General features: G+C 60.9%; 25 protein-coding genes and 1 pseudogene. 17 read left to right on the top strand and 9 right to left on the bottom strand.

Going from position 1 to position 21,144, the window contains the following annotated elements; genetic code table 11:
• Positions 1-3 precede the first annotated feature (3 nt).
• The 3 genes from tnpB to ABVQ20_RS01315 form a co-directional block, all read right to left on the bottom strand.
• Positions 4-327, bottom strand: coding sequence for an IS66 family insertion sequence element accessory protein TnpB (gene tnpB, locus ABVQ20_RS01325; protein WP_435528404.1), 324 nt, complete (start codon positions 325-327; stop codon positions 4-6).
• Between the two features lie 26 nt (positions 328-353).
• The gene (gene tnpA, locus ABVQ20_RS01320) at positions 354-740 is read right to left on the bottom strand and encodes an IS66-like element accessory protein TnpA (protein WP_354457698.1); all 387 of its coding nucleotides are present in this window, start codon (positions 738-740) and stop codon (positions 354-356) included.
• Positions 741-851: 111 nt separating this feature from the next.
• A complete protein-coding gene (locus ABVQ20_RS01315; RefSeq protein ID WP_354457697.1) occupies positions 852-1,715 on the bottom strand; it encodes an NAD(P)H-binding protein in 864 nt (287 codons plus the stop codon).
• Positions 1,716-1,799: 84 nt separating this feature from the next.
• On the opposite strand from ABVQ20_RS01315, the gene ABVQ20_RS01310 reads away from it, so the two are divergent.
• From ABVQ20_RS01310 to ABVQ20_RS01280, 7 genes are all read left to right on the top strand, one after another.
• On the top strand, positions 1,800-2,123 hold the full coding sequence (locus ABVQ20_RS01310) for an ArsR/SmtB family transcription factor (RefSeq protein WP_354457696.1): 324 nt from the start codon (positions 1,800-1,802) through the stop codon (positions 2,121-2,123).
• Positions 2,120-2,545, top strand: a complete 426-nt coding sequence (locus ABVQ20_RS01305; protein ID WP_354457695.1) for an SRPBCC family protein — start codon at positions 2,120-2,122, stop codon at positions 2,543-2,545. The genes ABVQ20_RS01310 and ABVQ20_RS01305 overlap by 4 nt, the downstream gene beginning before the upstream one ends.
• A gap of 58 nt (positions 2,546-2,603) precedes the next feature.
• A complete protein-coding gene (locus ABVQ20_RS01300) occupies positions 2,604-2,825 on the top strand; it encodes a hypothetical protein (protein WP_354457694.1) in 222 nt (73 codons plus the stop codon).
• A gap of 5 nt (positions 2,826-2,830) precedes the next feature.
• Positions 2,831-3,289 (top strand): DUF1801 domain-containing protein, encoded by a 459-nt coding sequence (locus tag ABVQ20_RS01295; RefSeq protein ID WP_354457693.1) that lies wholly within the window; start codon positions 2,831-2,833, stop codon positions 3,287-3,289.
• A 124-nt stretch (positions 3,290-3,413) separates the two neighbouring features.
• Positions 3,414-3,806, top strand: coding sequence for a VOC family protein (locus ABVQ20_RS01290; protein ID WP_354457692.1), 393 nt, complete (start codon positions 3,414-3,416; stop codon positions 3,804-3,806).
• A gap of 126 nt (positions 3,807-3,932) precedes the next feature.
• The gene (locus ABVQ20_RS01285) at positions 3,933-4,334 is read left to right on the top strand and encodes a DUF1801 domain-containing protein (protein ID WP_354457691.1); all 402 of its coding nucleotides are present in this window, start codon (positions 3,933-3,935) and stop codon (positions 4,332-4,334) included.
• Between the two features lie 711 nt (positions 4,335-5,045).
• On the top strand, positions 5,046-5,489 hold the full coding sequence (locus tag ABVQ20_RS01280) for a hypothetical protein (RefSeq protein ID WP_354457690.1): 444 nt from the start codon (positions 5,046-5,048) through the stop codon (positions 5,487-5,489).
• A 137-nt stretch (positions 5,490-5,626) separates the two neighbouring features.
• Here the strand turns inward: ABVQ20_RS01280 and ABVQ20_RS01275 are convergent, their stop codons facing one another.
• Positions 5,627-6,658, bottom strand: coding sequence for an aldo/keto reductase (locus ABVQ20_RS01275; RefSeq protein WP_354457689.1), 1,032 nt, complete (start codon positions 6,656-6,658; stop codon positions 5,627-5,629).
• 72 nt (positions 6,659-6,730) lie between these two features.
• The gene (locus ABVQ20_RS01270) at positions 6,731-7,486 is read right to left on the bottom strand and encodes an SDR family oxidoreductase (protein ID WP_354457688.1); all 756 of its coding nucleotides are present in this window, start codon (positions 7,484-7,486) and stop codon (positions 6,731-6,733) included.
• 114 nt (positions 7,487-7,600) lie between these two features.
• Between ABVQ20_RS01270 and ABVQ20_RS01265 the strand changes: the two genes are divergently transcribed.
• The gene (locus tag ABVQ20_RS01265; RefSeq protein ID WP_354457687.1) at positions 7,601-8,218 is read left to right on the top strand and encodes a TetR/AcrR family transcriptional regulator; all 618 of its coding nucleotides are present in this window, start codon (positions 7,601-7,603) and stop codon (positions 8,216-8,218) included.
• A gap of 194 nt (positions 8,219-8,412) precedes the next feature.
• Complete coding sequence (locus tag ABVQ20_RS01260) at positions 8,413-9,060, top strand: VOC family protein (RefSeq protein WP_354462082.1); 648 nt, start codon at positions 8,413-8,415, stop codon at positions 9,058-9,060.
• Positions 9,061-9,141: 81 nt separating this feature from the next.
• Here the strand turns inward: ABVQ20_RS01260 and ABVQ20_RS01255 are convergent.
• A pseudogene (locus tag ABVQ20_RS01255) lies at positions 9,142-9,432 on the bottom strand (aminoacyl--tRNA ligase-related protein); the annotation flags it as partial.
• Between the two features lie 67 nt (positions 9,433-9,499).
• Positions 9,500-10,219, bottom strand: coding sequence for an alpha/beta hydrolase (locus ABVQ20_RS01250; protein WP_354457686.1), 720 nt, complete (start codon positions 10,217-10,219; stop codon positions 9,500-9,502).
• A 498-nt stretch (positions 10,220-10,717) separates the two neighbouring features.
• Between ABVQ20_RS01250 and ABVQ20_RS01245 the strand changes: the two genes are divergently transcribed.
• The 5 genes from ABVQ20_RS01245 (at position 10,718) to ABVQ20_RS01225 (ending at position 15,929) form a co-directional block, all read left to right on the top strand.
• A complete protein-coding gene (locus tag ABVQ20_RS01245) occupies positions 10,718-11,410 on the top strand; it encodes a class I SAM-dependent methyltransferase (RefSeq protein WP_354457685.1) in 693 nt (230 codons plus the stop codon).
• Between the two features lie 830 nt (positions 11,411-12,240).
• The gene (locus ABVQ20_RS01240; protein ID WP_354457684.1) at positions 12,241-14,103 is read left to right on the top strand and encodes a glycosyltransferase; all 1,863 of its coding nucleotides are present in this window, start codon (positions 12,241-12,243) and stop codon (positions 14,101-14,103) included.
• A 141-nt stretch (positions 14,104-14,244) separates the two neighbouring features.
• Positions 14,245-14,739, top strand: coding sequence for a hypothetical protein (locus ABVQ20_RS01235; protein ID WP_354457683.1), 495 nt, complete (start codon positions 14,245-14,247; stop codon positions 14,737-14,739).
• Positions 14,740-14,802: 63 nt separating this feature from the next.
• The gene (gene greA / locus ABVQ20_RS01230) at positions 14,803-15,285 is read left to right on the top strand and encodes a transcription elongation factor GreA (protein WP_354457682.1); all 483 of its coding nucleotides are present in this window, start codon (positions 14,803-14,805) and stop codon (positions 15,283-15,285) included.
• A 203-nt stretch (positions 15,286-15,488) separates the two neighbouring features.
• Positions 15,489-15,929, top strand: a complete 441-nt coding sequence (locus ABVQ20_RS01225) for a lipid-binding SYLF domain-containing protein (protein WP_354457681.1) — start codon at positions 15,489-15,491, stop codon at positions 15,927-15,929.
• 99 nt (positions 15,930-16,028) lie between these two features.
• Here the strand turns inward: ABVQ20_RS01225 and ABVQ20_RS01220 are convergent, their stop codons facing one another.
• Positions 16,029-16,787 (bottom strand): alpha/beta fold hydrolase, encoded by a 759-nt coding sequence (locus ABVQ20_RS01220; RefSeq protein ID WP_354457680.1) that lies wholly within the window; start codon positions 16,785-16,787, stop codon positions 16,029-16,031.
• 119 nt (positions 16,788-16,906) lie between these two features.
• Here ABVQ20_RS01220 and ABVQ20_RS01215 point away from each other — a divergent pair, with 119 nt between their 5' ends.
• Positions 16,907-17,299 (top strand): ArsR/SmtB family transcription factor, encoded by a 393-nt coding sequence (locus ABVQ20_RS01215; protein WP_354457679.1) that lies wholly within the window; start codon positions 16,907-16,909, stop codon positions 17,297-17,299.
• The gene (locus ABVQ20_RS01210; RefSeq protein ID WP_354457678.1) at positions 17,286-17,735 is read left to right on the top strand and encodes an SRPBCC family protein; all 450 of its coding nucleotides are present in this window, start codon (positions 17,286-17,288) and stop codon (positions 17,733-17,735) included. The genes ABVQ20_RS01215 and ABVQ20_RS01210 overlap by 14 nt, the downstream gene beginning before the upstream one ends.
• Before the next feature lie 211 nt (positions 17,736-17,946).
• On the opposite strand, the gene ABVQ20_RS01205 is transcribed toward ABVQ20_RS01210, so the two are convergent.
• Positions 17,947-18,693, bottom strand: a complete 747-nt coding sequence (locus tag ABVQ20_RS01205; RefSeq protein ID WP_354462080.1) for an MEDS domain-containing protein — start codon at positions 18,691-18,693, stop codon at positions 17,947-17,949.
• Between ABVQ20_RS01205 and ABVQ20_RS01200 the strand changes: the two genes are divergently transcribed.
• Positions 18,580-20,703: a putative bifunctional diguanylate cyclase/phosphodiesterase gene (locus ABVQ20_RS01200; protein WP_354457677.1), complete on the top strand. Its 2,124-nt coding sequence runs from the start codon at positions 18,580-18,582 to the stop codon at positions 20,701-20,703. The two genes, ABVQ20_RS01205 and ABVQ20_RS01200, sit on opposite strands and share 114 nt — an antisense overlap.
• Positions 20,704-21,144: the final 441 nt, after the last annotated feature.

The following is a 21,144-nucleotide window of genomic DNA, read 5'->3' as shown; positions in this document are numbered from 1 at the left end:
CGTCTATTCGACGGCATGCGGCGCTCTCGTCTCCAAAGCACGGACCCGACGCCAGTCGAGACCCACGAACAACGCCTCGAACTGAGCATGACCCAAGGTCATCAAGCCGTCTCTGACACTCGGCCAAGTGAACGTGTGTTCCCCTAACCGCTTGTAGGCCATCACCAACCCGCTGCCATCCCAGTAGATTAACTTCAATCGGTCTGCCTTGCGCGACCGGAATACAAAGACTGTCCCGGTGAACGGGTCCTTGTGCAGCTCGTTCCTGACCAGCGCCGCCAAGCCATCATGGCCTTTGCGAAAGTCGACCGGCTTGGTTGCCACCATGACCCGCACACGGTTCGATGGAAAGATCATGCCGGGACCGCGCAGGCACGCGCGATAGCGGCAATCCGAGCGACTGACGCGCCTTCTTCCAGCCGGATAGTAACGGACCCCATGATGATCTCGGGACGGCTGGCTTTTTTGATCGGCCGCTCCGGAGCGGGCGGATCAACGATCACCGCTGCGAACTCCACCGGGTCCTCGGGTGCGGGCAGTACCAGCTTGCCCTGCCGCGCCATTGTTCGCCAAGTGGACAGGTGGTTCGATTTTAAGCCATGCCGCTCTGCGACCTCGTTCACCATCGCGCCGGGCCGAAGGCTCTCCGAAACGATCTGCGCCTTGACCTCGTCCGGCCAGTGCCGGTGAACCTCACGTCCAGGCTGTCTGGTCGTGAGAACCTCCAATGTAGTCTCCATGGAGAAACTCCCGTTGCTAGTCCATGGAAGCCGATCACAGATTAGGACCGCGAGGACAACGTGGGGGAGGAACACGGGTTACACTTCAGGGATGCTGCACACGTTTATGCGCTAGCCAATCGCCGACGCTACTCGACCAAGGAAATCCCGAACACTCTCTGGTTCGCGTCCTGTAAGGACGGCGAAGTCATCTGAGACCTGGCTGTAGCGGTCTTCAGCGATGGCGGCGCACAGCGTGGCGAAGGCTTGCGGCCAGGGATCATCGACATGCGCCGACGCCGACGCCCTGTATTCAGCGACGGAACAGGGGCGATAGCGCATCGGCCTGCCCACCGCTTCAGCATATGCGGCGGCGATGTCGCCAAAGCATGACGCCTGTTGACCGGTGATCGTGTAGAGCCTGCGAGACTCCCCGGGCCTGGCCGCCACGGCGGCGATGGCGGCCGCCACATCATCCCTGGAAACCGGTGCGACCAGGCCCTGTCCAGCCGGCAGCACCAGCTCTCCCGATGCCTGGCTCGGCTGAAGCCAATGGTCGAGAATGAAGTCGCAGTAGAGGCCGCATCTGACGATGGTCGAAGGTATGCCGCAGGTGGCCAGCCGCTGCTCGGCGTCCCGGTAGACAGGCGCGAAGTAGAATGGCGACGCCACGTCCGTATCGACGATGCTGGTGAAGGTGATGTGCCGCAGCCCAACCGCTCCTGCCGCCGCGATGGCATTGGCGTGATGGTGCATGACCGTCTTGGCGTCGCCATCGCTGGAGATGAGGACCATCTCGTCGATGCCGGCAAGCGCCCTCCCCAGCGCGGAAACATCCTCATAATCGGCAACGCGCAGCGCGATGCCCGGCGGCAGCAGCAGCCGGCTTGCGGCTTCGACGTTCCGCACCATCGCGACCACCTTGCGGCCGCCTGACGCCAGCTGGCTGACGACGGCGCGCCCGACATGGCCGGTGGCGCCCGTGACAAGGATCATCTCGCTGCCCCCCACATTCCCACTTGACCAACATATATCTCTGCGGTTATACGTCAACCCATAGCCAACGGGTTATAAATTGAAATGCCAAACGCTCATGATGTGCTCTTCACGACGCTTGCCGATCCGACGCGGCGGGCAATCTTCGAGCGGCTTTGCCGCGATGGAGAGCAGACGGTGGGAGCGCTGACGGCGCAGGCCGGCGTGTCGCAGCCGGCCGTGTCGAAGCATCTCGGCGTGCTGCGGCGGGCCGGCCTGGTGCGCGACCGTCATGAAGGACGCCAGACCCATTACAGCGCGCAGCTGGCAGCACTTTCCCCGCTGGTCGACTGGACGAAACAGATGAACGCGTTCTGGGAAAGCCGGTTCGACGACCTCGAAAACCTGCTCAAGAGAATGGACCAATGACCAGCATTGCGACCGAGACGCGCTCCGTTATCGTCGAGCGTGAGATTGCCTATCCGCCGGAAAAGATCTGGCGCGCGCTGACCCAACCGCACCTGATCGAGGAGTGGCTGATGAAGAACGATTTCGTACCGGTCGTGGACCACCGTTTCAATCTGCGCAAGGAACCGCAGCCCGGCGTCAGCATCGTCGTCGACTGCAAGGTCACGGCGGTCGAGCCCAACAGGTCGCTGTCCTACACCTGGGACGCCTATGGCCTCGAAAGCGTCGTAACCTGGACGCTGACGGCCATCCCCACCGGCACGCGCCTGCGCATGGAACAGTCGGGCTTCCGGCCGGACCAGGAGCAGGCCTACCGGGGCGCCAGGAGCGGCTGGCACCATTATCTCGCGGCCCTGGAGCAGATCCTGGCGCGGACGGATTGAAGACTGCCGGCAAGCGGATCGCCGGTCTGCATGGGCTCAATTTTTACGGGAGGTCATCTTGAACTGGAACAAATGGTTTCGGCAGATCCATCGCTGGCTGTCGATCATCTTCACGCTGATCGTCGCCGCCATCTTCGCCATGTTGGGCTTGGGGAAAGAACCCGCCCAATGGGTGTATTTCCTGCCGCTGCCGCCGCTCGCCTTGCTGCTGCTCACCGGTCTCTACCTGTTTGCGCTGCCCTATGCCACCAAGTGGCGAGGGTCGACAATCGGGGGATGAACACAATGGCAGGCAAGAAGGCAAGAGCGCGCGACGTCAAGACGGCGCGAAAGGGCGACGAGGTCGTGCTGCTCTCGGGCGGCAATCCGCAAATCGCCAAGGGCGACGGCGATGCCCCCGTGCAGGCCTACATCGCCGCGATGCCGGGCTGGAAACGCGGCCTGGGCGAGCGCCTCGACGCGCTCATTGTCGACAACGTGCCTGGCGTCAACAAGGCGGTGCGATGGAACTCGCCATTCTACGGTGTGGAAGGCCAGGGCTGGTTCGTGACGTTTCATGTGCTGACCCGTTACGTGAAGGTGACCTTCTTCGCCGGCATGTCGCTGCAGCCGATCCTGTCCGGCGGGACGGTGAAGAGCAAGGACGCGCGCTGGATCGACATCTACGAAGACGACGCGTTCGACGAGGCGCAGATGGCGGACTGGCTTAAGCAGGCGGCCGCCCTGCCCGGCTGGATTCCGTAGACCAAGCAACGTGCGACGGCGCGCTCCTATGGATCGGGCCGATTGATTGACAGTACCGAAACCATTCGCCGCCGAACCCGTTTCGCGGGCGGCACGAACGCGACTATCCAAAGGAGGAATAGCGATGAAGATCAAGCTGACCACCATCCATGTCGACAACCAGGAAAACGCCCTGCGCTTCTATACCGACGTGCTGGGCTTCACCAAAAAGGCCGATTTCAGCAACGGCCCCTATCGCTGGCTGACCGTCACCTCGCCCGACGATCCCGACGGAACCGAACTGCAGCTCGCGCTCAACGATAACCCGGCCGCCAAGGCCTACCAGCAGGCGATCTTCCAGCAGGGCCAGCCGGCGGTGATGTTCTTCACAGACGACATCAAGGCCGACCATGAGCGCATCGAGGCGAGCGGCGGCGTCTTCGCCATGGCGCCGACCGAGGTCACCGGATCGACCATCGCACAACTCAACGACACCTGCGGCAACCTCGTCCAGATCACCCAGCTGGCGCGCTGGTAGTCTGGCGGAGGTCGTCAGGGCGCTGGCAAGCATGACCGCCCCGGCGAACGGCGTGCCGCAGTTGCCGGATATGGCGCTTGCCGCTGTTTGACGGCACTATGAAGCGCATCGAAGGAAGGGCATCCCATGACACCATCCGACCATATCGACCAGTTGATCGCCGGCCTCCCGGACTGGCGCGGCAAGACGCTCGCCGGCATCCGCAAGACCATCCTTGAGGCCGACCCCGAGATCATCGAGGAATGGAAGTGGATGGGCAGCCCGGTATGGTGCAGCAACGGCAACATGGTGGTCGGCAACGCCCACAAGGACAAGATCAAGCTCACCTTCTCCCATGGCGCGAGCCTGGCCGATCCCGAGAAGCTGTTCAACAACGGCTTTGGCGGCAAGGTATGGCGTTCCATCGACATCTTCGAGGGCGGCGAGATTGACGCACAGGCGCTCAAAGAACTGATCCGTGCCGCCGTCGGATACAACCAGGCCAAAGCGAAGAAGAAAGCGCCGGCGCGGGCGAAAGCACAGAAGTAGGAGGCAGTTGTCCGTTTGACAAACCCGCCGCCTTTTAGCTAAGCCGCCCTCTAAAATGGTGGGTAGCAGATGCGATCACGTCGTTCATTATTTCCATTGATAGGAATTGCTCTTCTAACTGGCTGTATCTCGGATGAGCAATCGCTCAGGATGCGTCAAGAAAGATTTCTTGGGTCAAAGGACGGCGAGAACTATTTCAAATTTTGGGTCTACCAAGACTATCAGATAAGAGGATGGGTAGAGTTGCTTGCCCTCGAGGCGGCGCGCGCGAATTGAAGCGAGAGCAAGGTAGTACGGATATGATCATTGCCGGAGGTATTCCGCTCGGCAATACCCGCACCTATGTGACCATCGCCTGCCCGATCGCCACGACATATGCTCAGCCCGCTAGCCCCGCCGCTCCCCAGCCGTAGGGTAATGGCCATCGGCAGGCTCGCCTTGGTGGCCAGCTCGGCATTATAGCAATTTTCCCCAAGCCCTGGGCATCGCAACGCTGCAAACTGTGTCGGCAATGCCTCATTGCCGACACGGCCTTCCGTCGCAAAATTCCACAAGACGGTGCCTGCGGCGGGCGGCGCGACGATGGGCCAGTGGGCCGCGCCGGCAGCTCGGTTCGCCTATCTGGAAACGAAAGGCAGCGTGACGATGACGATTTCTCCGTTTCTCACCGCTCTCGGATCCGATGGTCCCCCAGCCGACCGCGCGAAAGACATGGACCTGTATGGATGGCTGATCGGCAGTTGGGAAATGGACACCGTCGTCCATCTCGACGACGGCACAATCCAGAACTGGGATGGAGAATGCCATTTTGGCTGGGTGCTCGAAGGCCGCGCGATTCAGGACATCTGGATCAGGCCCAGGCGCCCCCAGCCGTCCACGATGTATGGCACGACCTTGCGCATCTTCGATCCCGGGATCGACGGCTGGCGCATCCTGTGGAACGACCCGCTCAACCGGGATCACTCCAGCCAGATCGGACGTGCCGAAGGCAAGGACATTGTCCAGCTCGGCCATGACTCGCGCGGCCTGAAAACGCGATGGCGTTTCACCGAGATCACGGCCGACAGCTTCCATTGGATCGGTGAGGAAAGATCGTCCGAGAGCGACCCCTGGCAAATCACCTATGAACATTTTGCCCGCCGGACAAAACCCTGAAGCTAGGCGACGCGCACCGTCTCGCGGGCACCCTCCTCGACGGTCCGGGTGCCCACATAGCCGTTGAGGTTCGTCCTGGTGAAGCCCCGCGAGACGGCGTTGACCTTGATCCCGGTCCGCGCCAACTCAATCGAACTTTATGCAGCGGCGCGCTCGATGGCGGGCCGGCGGCGCAAATCGGCTTGCAGGATCGCCGGCGGGTTGTAGTTGGCCTCGTTCAACCCGACATCGGTTCCCGGCGGGACGATCTGGTCGATCCGGTCCAGAACCTCGTCGCTGAGGCGAACCTCGGCGCCGGCGAGCAGATCGTCGAGATGCTGCATCGTGCGCGGCCCGAGAATGGCTGAAGTCACGCCAGGGTGAGCCATCACGAAAGCCATCGCCATGTGGGTAAGCGACAGTCCCGCCTCATCAGCCAGCGGGATCAGCTGCTCGACCGCGTCCAGGCTGCGCTCATCGGACATTTGCCTCGGCATGTATTTCACCCGCAGGCTGTCGGGCTGAGGCTGCCCTTTGCGGTAGCGCCCAGTGAGCATGCCCTTGGACAATGGGCTCCAGACCATCGCTCCCATGCCATAGCGCTCGCAGGTCGGGAGCACTTCGCGCTCGATGCCGCGATCCAGCATCGAATAAGGTGGCTGCTCCGTGCGGAAACGGGCGAGCCCGCGCCGCTCGGCGACCCACTGGGCCTCGACGATCTCGGAACCCGGGAAGGTCGAGGACCCGATCGCGCGCACCTTGCCGGCGCGCATCAGGTCGGTGAGTGCGGACAGCGTTTCCTCGATGTCGGTGTCCGGTGCGGGCCGATGAATGAGGTAGAGATCGATATGGTCGGTCTGCAGGCGGCGCAGCGATGCCTCCACGGCCTGCATGATCCAGCGTCGAGAATTGCCCTGGCTGTTCGGGTCGTCCCCCATCGGCCCGTGCACCTTGGTCGACAGCACGACATTGTCACGCCGGCCCTTCAGCGCCTTGCCGACGATCTCCTCCGACTCGCCACGGCTATACCTGTCGGCGGTGTCGATGAAGTTGATGCCGTGATCGAGGGCCTTGTGGATGATGCGGATACAGTCATCGTGATCGGGATTTCCGATTCCGCCGAACATCATCGCCCCCAGGCAATAGGGGCTGACTTTGATGCCGGTTCTTCCAAGTGTGCGGTACTGCATGGTCTGTTCCTTTTTTCGTTGATCCGTCGTCAGCGCCGACAGTTGCGCCAGTTTCATGTGCTTGAGACCGCGTCACCACGGGATCGGGCCGTTCGTGCCTGAGAACGCTCCCGTCGGCCCCTCCGGGCCGAGCAGCGCAACGCGTACCGCTTCGCGGGCGCCCTGCTGGACTGTCTCCGTGCCCGCATAGTTGTTGAGGTTCGTTTTGGTGAAACCCGGCGAGACGGCGTTGACCTTGATCCCCGTCGGCTCCAGCTCGATCGCCATGGCCAGCGTCATGGCGTTGAGAGCGGTCTTGGACGCGGGGTAGACCGGGCCAAAAATCTGGCGGTAGGGGAAGGCCGGGTCCGAGTTCCGCGTCAGCGAGCCAACCCCGCTCGACACGTTGACGATGCGGGCTGCCGGCGCCTCGCGCAGCAGCGGCAGCATCGCCTGGGTGACGGCAAGCACGCCGAACACATTGGTCTCGAACACCGCGCGCACCTCTTCGAGCGACACATTGCTCGGGCGGGTCGATTTTGAGTATTCCTCGACGGACATGCCCGGCCGCAGTCGCGTGTTCGAGATCGCCGCGTTGTTGACGAGCACGTCGAGGCGGCCGAGTTCGTTGCGGACGCGCTGGGCAGCAGCGGCGATCGAAACCTGGTCCGTCACGTCGAGCTGGAGTGCGCGGGCGTCCGGCCCGATCTCCTTGGCCGCGGCCTCGCCTTTCTCGAAATTGCGCGATCCGACCAGCACGGCGAAGCCGTGGGCGACCAGGTCTTTCGCGATCTGAAGACCGATGCCTTGATTGGCCCCGGTGACCAGGGCGACGGGTTTGTCCTGCATGGTGATCTCCTTTTGCGTCGATGTGGCCAACGCCAGCCCGCTGTGCTATCCAGTTAACCGGAACATCATTCCGATTTATACGGAACATTGTTCCGGTTAGCAAGTGGGTGCATTGTGGACGACAAAACCGACGATTCAGATGATGGCCTGAAGCCGCGTGGCGGCACGGAAAGGCGCGTGCGCGCCGACGCGCAACGCAACCTCGACACGCTGCTGCAGACGGCCTTGGCGGTGTTCGCGACCTCCGGCGTGGACGCGCCGGTGCGCGAGATCGCAGAGAAGGCGGGCGTCGGCATCGGCACCGTCTACCGGCACTTTCCGCAGCGCTCCGACCTGATCTCCGCCGTCTTCCGCCGCGAGATCGACGCCTGCGCCGATGCCGCCCCCATCCTGTCGGCCGAGCACGCGCCTTTTGAGGCGCTTGCGGCCTGGATGCAGCGCTACGCGGCCTTCATTGCCGCCAAGCGTGGGCTGGCCAAGGCCCTGCATTCGGGAGATCCGGCCTTCGACAATCTGCCGGGGTATTTCGACCAGCGGCTGCGCCCTGCCCTTCGCACGCTTCTGGAGGCCGCCACCGCCGCCGGTGAAGTCCGCGCCGATGTCGATGCCGACGACCTCCTGGGCGCGGTGGCGAGCCTTTGCATGTCGGCCCACAATGCCGGAAGCGGCCGCGCCGAGCGCATGGTCGCCCTGCTCGTCAACGGGCTGCGCTACGGCGCGGGCCAGCGGTGAACATGCCATCCTGATATTGTGCCACATTAATCAACGATGAGGGCCGCGAATTCAGCCATCTACTGAACCGTGTGACTGAGGGGCCGTTGACGGGCGTTTGAAAATTCGGCATTCTAATCCCGCTGCATGTAGGGCGCATCGGTGTCATGCCAAAGGGCAATGCCCACCTACGCATCGTCAACCGTAGCGCGCCCATGCCGAATCTCGATAACCTCCGGAAGCAGGCGAAGCTCATTTTGCGCTGGCATCGCGACCGCTACTACCCGGTCGCGACACAGATCAGGTCGGGCTTGCTTCGCTTCAGCCAGATGACAGACTCAGAAATTCTAGCGCAAAGCTTCAAGCTCGGCGATGCGCAGGAGTTGGTCGCAAGGCAAAACGGTTTCGTAAGCTGGCAGGCCCTGAAGACAGGACTTCCAACCATGTCAGATCATGCAGACATAACTCCCACCAAAACCGTCATCGCCGGTGCAGCGCCGCAATTGTTCGTCGTCGATATCATGGCCTCGTGCGGTTTCTTCAAAAGCAAGCTCGGCTTTGCCATCGCGTTTATCTATGGCACACCGCCGTTCTACGCGCAGGTCAAGCGCGATAGCGCACTCGTCAATCTGCGATGCGTTGAGCAGCCAGTGATCGATCCGGCGCTACGAGACCGCGAGCAGTTACTCTCCGCCTCGCTCACCGTCGCTACGGCGGAAGAAATCAAGCGGCTTTTTCTCGAGTTTCAAGCCGCCGACGTGCCGTTCTTTCAGCCGCTCAAGAGCCAGCCGTGGGGCGCGCGAGATTTCATCGTCAAGGACCCGGACGGAAATCTGCTGCTTTTTGCTGGCCCAGGTAAGTAGACGCAGCCCAGAAGTTGGTATCTTTGCGATCAGGCAGACCGTGTTGAATTCCGGACCCCTTCCGAGGTCCGGAATTCAAAGCTATCGACGACTAGCTACCTCCCAATTGTACAGGCAGCGATCCAACCCGATAGCGATTTCAAGCACGAGGACATCGTGTTCCACTGCCGGTCCCTTCTTCGGCTGCGTCCTGCAACGATCAGGAAAATCGGTGCGGCGGGAAATCGAGCAGACCTCCATCCACTTGTCACCGTTGTCGACTTCCACATCGACTGTGATCTGAGAGTATGCGGGCAGCCGATCGGACAGGACCAGGCGGGCCGGCAGGTGGATGAGTGAGGCGATCATGCGGCGCACCGGCTCGAGCCAGCGGTGAACATGCCCTCCTGACGTTGTGCTACATTAATTCACACGTCTCGGCTGTGGATTTTGCCCCGGGCTAGGCAGTGGTGTTCTCCGCGATCCGGCTCAGCAACTCGGCGACATCGTCTGGTGCGGTCACCATGGCGTCGTGTCCCGTTCGCAACTCGTGGTAGTCCTCGATATCAGCGGCTTGCGCGCTCTTTGGCTGGCCAAGCGGTTTGTCGCCGATGCAATTGATGTAGGTCCGTGGCACCCGTGGAAAGCCCGCACTCAGTTTGACCGGCTCCCTGAAGGTGCGGATCGGGTGGGCGGTAAGCTTTGGCATCACCCAACTCACGTCCTTCTCCTCCTTCAACCCGAGGAATTGCACGGTCGCCGCGCTGGCGGGGATGCGCCAGCCCTCACCCCCGACGCGCGCCTGCTCCTCGAAATAGTCTCTGGCCTGCGCCGATGCACAGTCGTACAGGCACTGGCCGTCGTGGGGAACAATGGCGTCGAGATAGACAACGCGCGCTACCCGGCTGGCCGCCCTGTCCGCCGCTGCCGAGACCACGATTCCCGCGTAACTGTGTCCAACCAGGACAACATCTCTCAAGTCCTCGGTCTCCAACACACCGAGCACATCGCAAATGTGCGTTTCCAGGTCGATGTCAGGAGAGGCGAGATGTGCTCGCTCACCGAGGCCGGTAAGCGTGGGGGTATACAAATCGGAGCCCGGCACCTTCAGCGACCGAGCGACCTTGCGCCAACACCACCCCCCATGCCATGCGCCGGGCACCATAACGTAGGTTGTCATCGGCCGCTCCTCTTTCCCTCGATAGACGGAACGCACCGGATGTCGGGCAAGTGCAGAGTTTCCAGGGCGCGCGCGAGGGCTCCGATAGCTGCGGAAATATTTTGCACGCACACTCTACCCCCAAAGGTCGGGACCTGAAAGCTCCGCGCTTCGGCGCGCATGCGTGCATTGATGGTTTTCGGGGGCAATCGGCGATACGCCCGACAACGTCTCGTTCTGGCGCAACGTGCTCGTTCTGGCTGGTGACCCGAACGACAACTTTCCACCCATTGCAGCCCTTTCGAATTCGCTAATGTCTGGCGGGCTGTACTCGCTGACGTTGTCCATGCATGACGGCAGGGGGTAGAGATTGACTGCTCCAGGCCAGAGGCGGACAGTGCCTGGGGCTGCAGCTGACAGCTTGGCCAGGCTGCCAATCGATCCGATGTCCGAAGATGCTGAGGTCGGCACCGCGGTTCTGTTTCCGGTATGCGAAATGTTCATCATGAGGAGGGGTCCATGAAGTCTGACCAGGACCTATTCGCGAAAGGTCTTGCCACATACCAAAAGGTTGTCGCGGCGAACTACATGGCCCACAGAGAGGTCCATGAAATGCTGCGCCAAGTTCTGCTCGATGAGGCTTCCGATGGTTTCGTCTTTGCCGATCTCGCCTGCGGCACAGCTCCTGGTTTGGCAGCCGCACTCGCTGGCAGCAACCTCGCACGCTATGTCGGCATCGACATATCCCAGCCGTCGCTCGATGTTGCGAAGGAAGCGCTTGCCGCTCTCGCTTGTCCGGTCGAACTGCGCTGCGAGGATTTCGTCGTGGCCATCGATTCCTGGAAGGGCCCGCTCGACGTGGTTTGGATTGGCCAGTCCCTGCACCACCTCGTTGCGCAGGATAAGGCGGCCTTTATGCGCAAAATCCACAGCCTGCTGCCACGAGGTGGTCTTTTCTTGATCTGGGAGCCGACGTGCTTCGAGGGCGAGGATCGCGAGGGATGGATGGAGCGATTTCATCAGATGCGGCCGGATTGGGCGGCGATCTCCGACGAGGAGTTCGACGCCTTCGAGAGCCACAGTCGCGCGTCCGACTATGCCGAGACGGCCGCGACTTGGATTGGCATGGCCCGCGATGCTGGCTTCAGAACAGCGGACGAACTCATGACGGTGCCGAACCAGCTGGCGCGTGTTTACCGTTTCCGTCACTAGCTTTTCGACAATCTGCTCTGGTTGGATACTTCGGCAATTGCAACACTGAAAGGCGAGTTCCGATCCTAGAAGGTCCGGAATTGGCGCGTCGCGGCCATCGAACAGCCTATTGCTGGCTACCTGTGCGAGAGAAGCTCCGCACGAGATCGTATTCAACGCGGGTGAGCAACCCCCGCCTCGTGATCTCATCGCGTCAACCCCTAATCACACATGCGTCCTTTCCTTCTTCCATCCGGAGATGCAGGAGGTATTGGCAATTGAAGCCCAGAAGGCTGGTGCCGAAATCTGGCGGGGTGCAACTTTGCGCGCGATCCATCCAGGCAATCCGCCTGAGGTGGAAGTCTCAGTCGGCGGAGACGTAAAGCGAATAGCGCGAGGCTTGTTGTCGGTGACGACGGCCGCGATTCGATCGTTGCCAGGCATCTGAATTTCGATCTCCAGAAAACACCCCAGGAGCTCTTCACTACGGGCTGCAACTATCAGGAATTATGCCAATTCGACCCCCACCAACTAGCGAATAACGGCTTTCTCCCTCGCTGTCATTTGGAGTTGTCCAATGTCTGGCGGATGGTTCATGCTGATATTGTCCTGATATTGTCGCCGGTTCAACAGCACGCCGGGAGTGCAGCCCAAAAGGTCCGCTAAGCGCCAGAAGCGGTCATCCGCCGCCGTCGTGACGGCATTTGTCAACGTTGCGAAAGCCACTTAAGCATGTGCTGAAGAGGCGCATCGGGAGCGAAGCGGGCTTTCCGTCCGATGGCGTTCCTCGGGGGTTCCGAAGCCACAGCGCACGAATACGCTGACGTGCGGTCGAGGTCGAGAAGGGCTGGATGAGCTTGGTTGAGAGAGCGGCAAAGTCTTTCGGTGAAATTTTCGCGACCAACAGCGGCAAGATTTCAGACAAGTGGCAATCCTACATTCCGGTTTATGAAGGCGTGCTCACGCAATTCCGCGACAAGCCGATCGCGCTCCTGGAGATCGGCATCCAGAATGGCGGATCCCTGGAAATATACTCGGAGTATTTCACCAGGCCGAAAATCCTCATCGGCTGCGACATCAACCCGAAATGCCGCCTTCTCCAATTCGCGTCAGGCATCGAAGTCGTCGTCGGCGATTGCAAGGCCGACGCCATCAGGGACGAGATAACAGCGATATCGCCCTCCTTCGACATCATCATTGATGATGGATCGCACGTTTCGCACGATGTCATCACCGCCTTTCTCAAATATTTCCCTCTTGTCGAGGCCGGCGGCATCTATGTCATCGAGGATTTGCACACGAGCTATTGGCAACAATGGCAAGGCGGCCTGTTTTACAGGAAGTCGTCCATTTCATTCCTCAAATTGCTCGTCGACGCGCTTCACGCGGAACATTGGGGCCTGGATGAAACGATCACCGATCTCATGGCCGCCGAATTCCCTGAATATCGCCTTCTGTTCAACGATAACGTCCTGAAGCAGATCAGGTCGATCAGCTTCAAGAACTCGATGTGCATCATCGGCAAAACCGAGCATGGCGGGCCGCATTCGCTGGGGCCGCGTATCGTGAAGGGTCTGGAGGCAAGTGTGGTGCCGGGCGTGAAGGCTCTTGACGCGGTGCAGCCTCTGAAGGCCGATGAAAGGCAAAACCCGTCATCGAACTTCTCGAACCGTATGGCCGCGGCAAGCAGTGCCGCCGATCCCGAGACCGGTCGTCGCCGCGAAAAGAGGCTGACGATCACCGCCGTCATGCCGGTGTACAACGGCGAGCGTTTCCTGCGCGAGGCGATAAACTCCGTCCTGGAGCAGACCCTGTTGCCGGACGAGTTCATCATTGTCGACGACGGGTCTACCGATGGAAGCCAAGCCATCGTGGAGGAACTGAGCCGGCGATATCCAATAATTTTCATCGTGGCGCAAAAGAATGCCGGCCAGTCCGCGAGCCGGAACCTTGCGATCGGGCGCAGCAAGAGCAATCTGATCGCGCTCATAGATCAAGATGACAGATGGTATCCGAACCACCTCGAAGAGCTCGTCAAGCCTTTCGAAAAGCACCGCGAGGGATTGCCGCTCGGATGGGTCTACAGCGACTTCGACGATATCGACGAAAACGGCCTGATCGTAGCGCGGTCCTTCATCGACCGTCCGGCTCTGCAGAACCCCAAGCGGGACCTCTTGCAGTTCCTTGCCCAGGGCGCGGTGATTCAACCCTCGGCAACGCTCATAAGCCGGGCCGCGTTCGAGGCCGTAGGTGGCTTCGACGAGAACCTGTCGGGTTATGAGGATGAAGATCTGTTCCTTCGCATATTCCGAGCCAACTACGACAATGCCTATATTTCCCATTCGCTATCGCAATGGCGCATCTACGATACGTCATCGGGTGCCTCGAAACGCATGGAGACATCGCAGCGATACTATTTCCGCAAGCTGATCTCGCAGTTTCCCGACGACAGGTGGCGCGGACATTACTATGTGCGCGATATCATCGCGCCACGCTTCGTCATGCTATGGGCATACATGTATTTGCGCGCGGGACGTTACAAGAACGACGCGAGGATGCGGGAGTATGCTTGGGACATATGGGCGCTGATACCCTACCTGCGCCTTCGAAACCGCATCAAGCTGCGGCTGGCTTTCCCGATCCTGTTGTGGCCAAGAGCCGGAGAATTGCTGCTCAAGGCCACAAGACGATATCGTCACCTCATAAGATTTTGAGGCGCGCCGATCGGGCAACGTCCCGGACAATGCGCCATCTCTCCCCGTGGAGTTCGGGAATGCAGCCATGGTAGCCTGACCTCGCGTCGATCAGACCGGCCGAAGCTCGACATCCTGGAATTGGGACCCGAGGAGCATCCTATGTTGGATCAGTGGAGTAATTTCTTTGTCATGGTGGGCAGCGGCGCGGCAGCGCTTGCAGGCTTGATCTTCGTCGCGATCTCCATCAACCCCGAACGCATTGTCCGCAACACGACGCACAAGAACCGGGCCATCAACATGCTGTCGGGCTTCAGCGCGATTTTCATGGCATGCAGCCTTGCGCTTCTGGGCGATCAATATCTTCCCGCACTTGGCTTCGAATGGCTTCTCCTCTGGCTTGTGGCGACGTTCATATTTGTCAGGGGTTATGTCGTGGCGATCCGGTCGGGGATGAGCTCCATCGGGTTGAACCCGCCGCGGCTTGCCGGCGGCACGATGTGCTACCTTGCCGAGGTCGCAGGCTCGCTCTTCCTCATTCTCGGACGCGGCGTGGGGCTTTACATCGCGGCCATTGGAACCATCGTTCTGTTCGCTTTCCTGATCTCGGGTGCATGGCTCCTGATCATCGGCATCTACGAAGACCAGGCCATGTGACGCAGCTTTATTGCCGGCCGCGGGTTATCCGGTGGCGATCGGTGTTCGAAGGGAGTTCCGACCATGAGCGTAGCATTTGCCAGCGAGGAAAGCGCCGAGGCAGCATCGGAAACCATCCTGCCGGCTCGCCCCATCTCCGATCGGATCAACCTCGTCACCGAGGCGGGCCTGAAAATGCTGCAGGATGAATTGGCTCGCGCCCAGCACGGTCTCGCGGCCGCCAACGTGCTGGAAGATGTCAACGAGAGGCGGCGGCAGTCGGCGGTTCCGGTTCGAGATGTCAGCTATTATGCCGAGCGCGTCCGTACGGCCAGGCTTATGCCGGCGCCGACGTCCAATGACGTGATCGCCTTCGGTCACACCGTTACCTTCGAGCGTGACGATGGCCGCACCCAGACCTTCCGCATCGTTGGTGAGGATGAGGCCAACCCGTCCCAGGCTTCCATCTCGCATGGCTCGCCGGTGGCCCTGGCGCTGATCGGCAAGACCGTTGGCGACATTGTCCAGCTAGGCCAGCGCGAACTCGAGATCCTGTCGATTTCCTGAACGCGAGGCCATTGCACCCGCCGCTACTGCATCGAGAGTGCCAACTCTACCGCGAGCCCTTCATTCTGCGCCCGACGGCCGCGAGCCAGGGCCAGATTCAGGCCGCGCGATTGGAACCAATGACAGGCGAGATTGTTCCGTTGTAACTTTGCTACGACGCTGGCGAACCCGGCCGGGTAAGCGGCGACCTCGAGGAGCCCATCATGAAGATTTCGTCCAGTTTTCGTTCAGTCGCGGTTGCCGCCATCGCCACCGCGGGAGTTGGCTTTGCCAGCGCCGCGCATGCCGACAGCGGCACGATCAGCTTCGCCGTATACAAGGCGGCCTTCTTCGTCGGCGGCTCCGGCGGCGACGGCACGCTGACCTTCCATGGTCGCAAATATCCCATCTCGATCGGCGGCGTCTCGGGCGGCCTCGCCTTCGGCGTTTCCAAGACCTATTTCCACGGTACCGTGCGCCATATCCGCCGGGCCAGCGATGTGACAGGGGTGTACGGCGCGGCGGGCGGTGGCGGTGCGGTCGGCAAAGGCGCCCAGGTGATCGTCATGACCAATGACAAGGGCGCCCAGCTCGAACTCTCGGGCAGGCAGGTAGGCCTGCAGGTCAACGCCGATCTCAGCGGTATGGCCATCACGGTGAAGTAGGGGCTCACCCCAGTCAGCCTTGAGGGCTGGCGAAGCAGCCATCACGGCCGCCCGTGGCGCGGGCGACCGTTCAAGGCTCCCTGTCAATCGTGTTGGGGGTTACTGGGCGGACGCCTTGGCAGCCCGCTCGATCAAACCAGCCACTTCATCTGGCCTGGAAAGGTAGACCGCGTGGCTGGCTGGAACCTCGATGGTTTCACTGCCGGCCCGCTTGGCCATGCTGCGCTCAAGATCGGGATTGATGTTATGGTCGAGAGTAGCAACTAGCGCCCAGCTTTTCTTCTGGTGCCAGGCGGCGTCCGTCACTGCCGCGCCGCCGGCGGCCTTGGCCAGCATCTGCTGGGAATGTGCCATGAAGTTCGCCAGGACCGGCGTGACGTCGGCCGCGAAATCGGCAGGGAAAGCGGCCGGCTCAAGGTACAGGAAATCGTCCTTGGTGGCGCGCATGTCCTGGTTGGCGGCGGAGGCTTGCGACAGCAGCCCGACCGCACTCTCGCCCTTGTCGGGGATGAAAGCGGCGATGTAGACGAGGCCGACGACATTTGGTGCCTTGCCCGCTTCGGTGATGACCACCCCGCCATAGCTGTGGCCGACCAGAATTGTGGGGCCCTGCTGCAGATCCAGCACCCGTTTCGTCGCCGCGACGTCGTCGGCGAGTGATGTCAGCGGCTCCTGCACAACGCTGACGGAATAGCCGTCCCTGCCAAGAATGTCGGCGACATCCCGCCATCCGGAACCGTCGGCGAAGGCACCGTGGACCAGGACGACGTTCTTGACCGGCTCGGCCCGCGCCGGGGCGACGGCGGCTGACAGAAGTGCGACCGCAGCGGCTGCGGCGGCAAGGGGTTTATGTGGCATCGCGCTCTCCTTCACCATCAAATTGCTCAACCATCAGGTTGAATAAAGCGTTGCCTTGACAGATTGTCAACCGTTGGGTTGAATATTTTCAGAATGGAGAATCGAGCTGGCTAACCACCATGGTTGAGATCGAAGCGTCGAACGAAACAGCTTCGCGCACCGTCCGCCTCGACGCGGTATTCGCCGCGCTGGCCGATCCGACGCGGCGCGCGATTATCGAACGGCTCTCACAGGGTGAGGCGCGTGTGACCGAGATTGCCGAGCCCTTCGACATGTCCTTGAACGCGGTGTCGAAACACATCCGCGTGCTGGAAGCGAGCGGCGTGGTCGAGCGGCACCGGAAAGGCCGCGACCACATTCTCTCCATCAACGCCCGTTCTCTGGACGAGGTCGATGGCTGGATCGAGCGGACGCGCCGCTATTGGGAAGAGCGCCTGGACGGCATGGAGCGCCTGCTGCAGGAACTCAACAAGGATCACGCGCCAAAGGATCGCAAGCATGGTTCGCAGTGATACGACGGCCCCGACGGTGCAGATACGCCGGCGCGTGAGAGCCGGTGCGGAGCAGATCTTCGACCTGTGGACCAAGCCCGATCTGATGGTCCGGTGGATGAGCCCCTTCCCGGGTGCGGTCAATTGCGAGGCAAGCTCCGACCTGCGCCCCGGCGGAGCCTTCAGCCTCGTCATGTCATCGGGGGAAGCAAGCCGCGAAGTGTCCGGCACCTATGTGCAGGTCGACCGGCCACGCAAGCTCGTGTTCACGTGGATTGGCCCGCTGACGAACAATGTGAATACGCTGGTAACCCTCGAACTCAATCCGCACGGCGATGAAACCGACCTCGTGCTGACCCACGAGCGCCTGCCGACGACGGCAATTGTTGAAGGTCATACCAGGGGCTGGGGAACCATATTGGACCATCTGGCGGACGCGGTTTCAAAGGACTTCTAGGTCGAAAGCTCACATTTGGACCGACATGCTGGGTGAGAGCTTTGTGGAGCCAGCCTTCGGGTCGGGAACGGCCATGTCGGTTCGCCGATAGGACATACCTGGAACCTACCGCATAGTGCCGTGTCATCGCCGCCCAAAACAGCGCTCGCAGGCCGCGCTGAGCGCGGGCTCCGGTCCAGTTTCCCATCGCAAGAGCAAGTCCGGACTTGTGCTACTCGCCAAGAACCATGCGCAATAGGTGGACCGTGCTTCGTGCGTTGGTTTTCTTGAGGAGATTGGCCCTATGGAACTCGACCGTTCGCGGGGCAATTCCCAGGGTGCGGGCAATCTCCTTACTCGAATAACCCCTGACGATCTGCGCGAGCACGACACGCTCGCGGGCAGTGAACGCGGCATGGCCGGTATCCGCGAGGACATCCAGTGCGCCATTCAGCTTCCTGATTTCCTGCTTGGCGGCCTGAAGCTCCGGCGTCTCGAGAAATTCCCATTCCCCCTTTCGCCGGGTGATGGTGAATTGATGGGCGCGCGCGACATCGAGCAGGTCCACAGCCCTGCTCTTCGACAGGGAATAAGTGCATAACACGACCATCTTCTGGCCTGCCAGTGACCGGTCGAGTTCATGCTCATATTGGCAAAACTCCTTCCAGTGGCTTGTCCCGATCCAGAATGCGTTACCGCTCACTCTCATCCCAGCGAAGCCTTTTTCCAAGGCTGCGCGCAGCTTCTCATCCCAGCCTCCGGTGATGTGCTGCATGTCGAACTCCCCGCCCGGAAGATACCAGTCAGTGGCAGGGATCATCTCCATCTGGCCGGCCATCAGGCGTGCATCGATGTCGGGGATTGAGTGCCGCAACGCATCTTTCGCCGTCTCTGGATCGATCGGATCGGAGACCGCCCAGATGCAGAATTCGTTGTCCTCCAGGCCAGCCGCGAAATAGGAAGCATTGGTGGCAAGCAGGTCCTGTTCCGCTTCGTAGAAGACGCAGATATGTGTGCCCCAGGATATCTCGCCCATGACGCGGATGCCGGACTTGCGGGGCGCATAGGCAGGCTCATCGCTCATGTCGATGCCACTTTCCGGATGCACGAGTACTTCACCGACCCACTAGATCGGTCGCGGCCGACGCGGCCCCACGCTACGTCGACCATTCCGTTACGGAACCTGATGATCGTACCAGTAGAATGTGTGCGGCAGCTGGCCCTTTATGGGGCGTGCACCTCCGGAGAGGCTATCAGCTGTGGCACCAACATGACAGAGATTTTCAAGGCCGGGTTCGGCAGTCTGATCCGCAATGCCGCAGCCGACAACCCGCGTCGCTCAGGCGTGCCGGAAGCGATCGTGGCCCGGCTACCCAATCTATCGAGGGATGGTTTGGCCATCAGCGATCTGCGTGAAAGGGGTATGGCGCTCATCTATGTCAACAGCGCTTTCCAGGACATCACCGGCTATTCTAGTGACGAACTGATCGGGAGAAACTGCCGCTTCCTGCAGGGCAGCGATCGCCTTCAACCCGAAATCCAGTTCATCCGCGACGCAATCGCCCGGCGTGCGGATGTTGCGGTGACGCTGAAGAACTACCGCAAGGACGGTCGCTGGTTCTGGAACGAACTCCGGCTTGCGACCATGAGCATCGCTGGTGGCGAGCCGACGCACTATGTCGGACTGATCCGGGACGTGACGGCGAGCAGGGCCGCTGCCGCACAAATTGCCCAGAGCACCCGCGCCGACATGCTGACCGGTGTGCTCAACAGATATGCCTTCGTCGAGGACGTCGACATCCTGCTAAGTAAAGGGGAACGGCCGATCCTAATTGCGAAGATCGACATGGCCCGGTTCCATGACATCAACGAAGGTTACGGATATGACGTTGGCGACCAGGTGCTGATGCAGATTGCCCGACGCCTGACCAACACTGGCGCGGCACTGGTCTGCCGCACGGGATCCAACGAGTTTGCGCTCGCCCAGCCTCTAAGCCATGCCGACGAGGCTCGAGCGACAATTGAAATGATCCGGCAGTCCCTGGCGCCGCGGTATCTCGTTGCGGGCGCAACAATCAGGATACGTTTCGCAATGGGCTATGTCGTTGGCAACCAAACGACGGACGCCATGACGCTGGTTCGTCGTGCCGGCGCCGCTTTGCATCGGTCGAAGTCGTCCGCGTTCCTAGATGTCTGCGCATTCAGCTCCGAGGACGACAGGCGCGCGCGAAACCGACTGCGAATGACCAGCGAAATGCAACAGGCCCTGGAACATGACGAGTTCGATTTGCACTACCAGCCGCAGGTCGACCTCGCCACGGGAACTATTGTCGGCGCTGAGGCCCTATTGCGATGGCACCATGGCCTGTTTGGGATGCAGTCGCCGGACAAGTTCATCGGCCACGCCGAAGACACGGGTCTCATACTCGACATTGGCGCCCGTGGTCTTCGAACCGTCGCGGACTTTGCCGCGCGCATGAACAGGGACCGACAAGTGCCGATAGGCTTCTCGTTCAATGTTTCGCCGATCGAGTTCAAGCTTCGCGATATGCCGAAATTCGTCTCCGACGTGCTGACAGCCAGCGGCGCCGATGCCGCATCGATCAAGCTTGAGCTCACCGAGAGCTTGATGGTCGAGAGTTCCGCGGAAATGCTGTCGATCATGAGAGATTTGCGCGAACTGGGCGTCGGACTATCGATCGACGATTTCGGTACCGGTTACGCAAATCTGCGCTATCTCGAAGATTTCCCCCTCACGGAAATCAAGATCGATCGAGGCTTTGTCAAAGGGCTAGCGCAAAGCCGGTCCAAGCGGGTCATCATTGAGTCGATCATCAGGATTTCCAGAGAACTCGGCTTTCATGTCGTCGCCGAGGGAATAGAGACAGAGGTGGAACGCACGCTCTTGCGCGACATGGACTGCGATTTCGGGCAAGGATTTCTGTTCGGTCGGCCGGTCAACGCTGCAGGATTTGAATCGCTGGTTTGAGGACTCGCGCGGTGTTCCGGAGAGCGTCATGATCACCAAGCCCTTCTTCCAGCCTCAGATCATCACGGCCCTGTCGACACTACTGAATCAACAGCATACCGAACACAGCTGACTGCCTGCGCTTGATGACGCTGCGCTCTGACCGTTGCATGATACCCTTTGCGTGCCGACCTTGACTTGGACGAGGCGCTGCCACCGACCACCCAACCCGTCCCTGTCCACATAGCTCCTCCTGGCGTAGCAGGGACCTCCAGTGGTCGCCTTAGATGTCTGCTTTGCGGAAACCGCAAAGTTGGTCACTACGTCCAGGTTGAGGCGCATTGCTGCCATTCGCAACACGAACAATGGACAAGGTCACCGTTGGGTCGAACCCCGCCTTTCGGAGCGATTTGGGTTTTGGGGCGAGAGCCCTTCTATCACGGTGCTGAGCGTGAACGGCAT

Source organism: Mesorhizobium shangrilense, from assembly GCF_040537815.1.
GTDB classification, from domain to species: Bacteria; Pseudomonadota; Alphaproteobacteria; order Rhizobiales; family Rhizobiaceae; genus Mesorhizobium; species Mesorhizobium shangrilense.
Note: the sequence above shows the minus strand (reverse complement) of the source record. Positions and strands in the feature narration are given on the sequence as shown.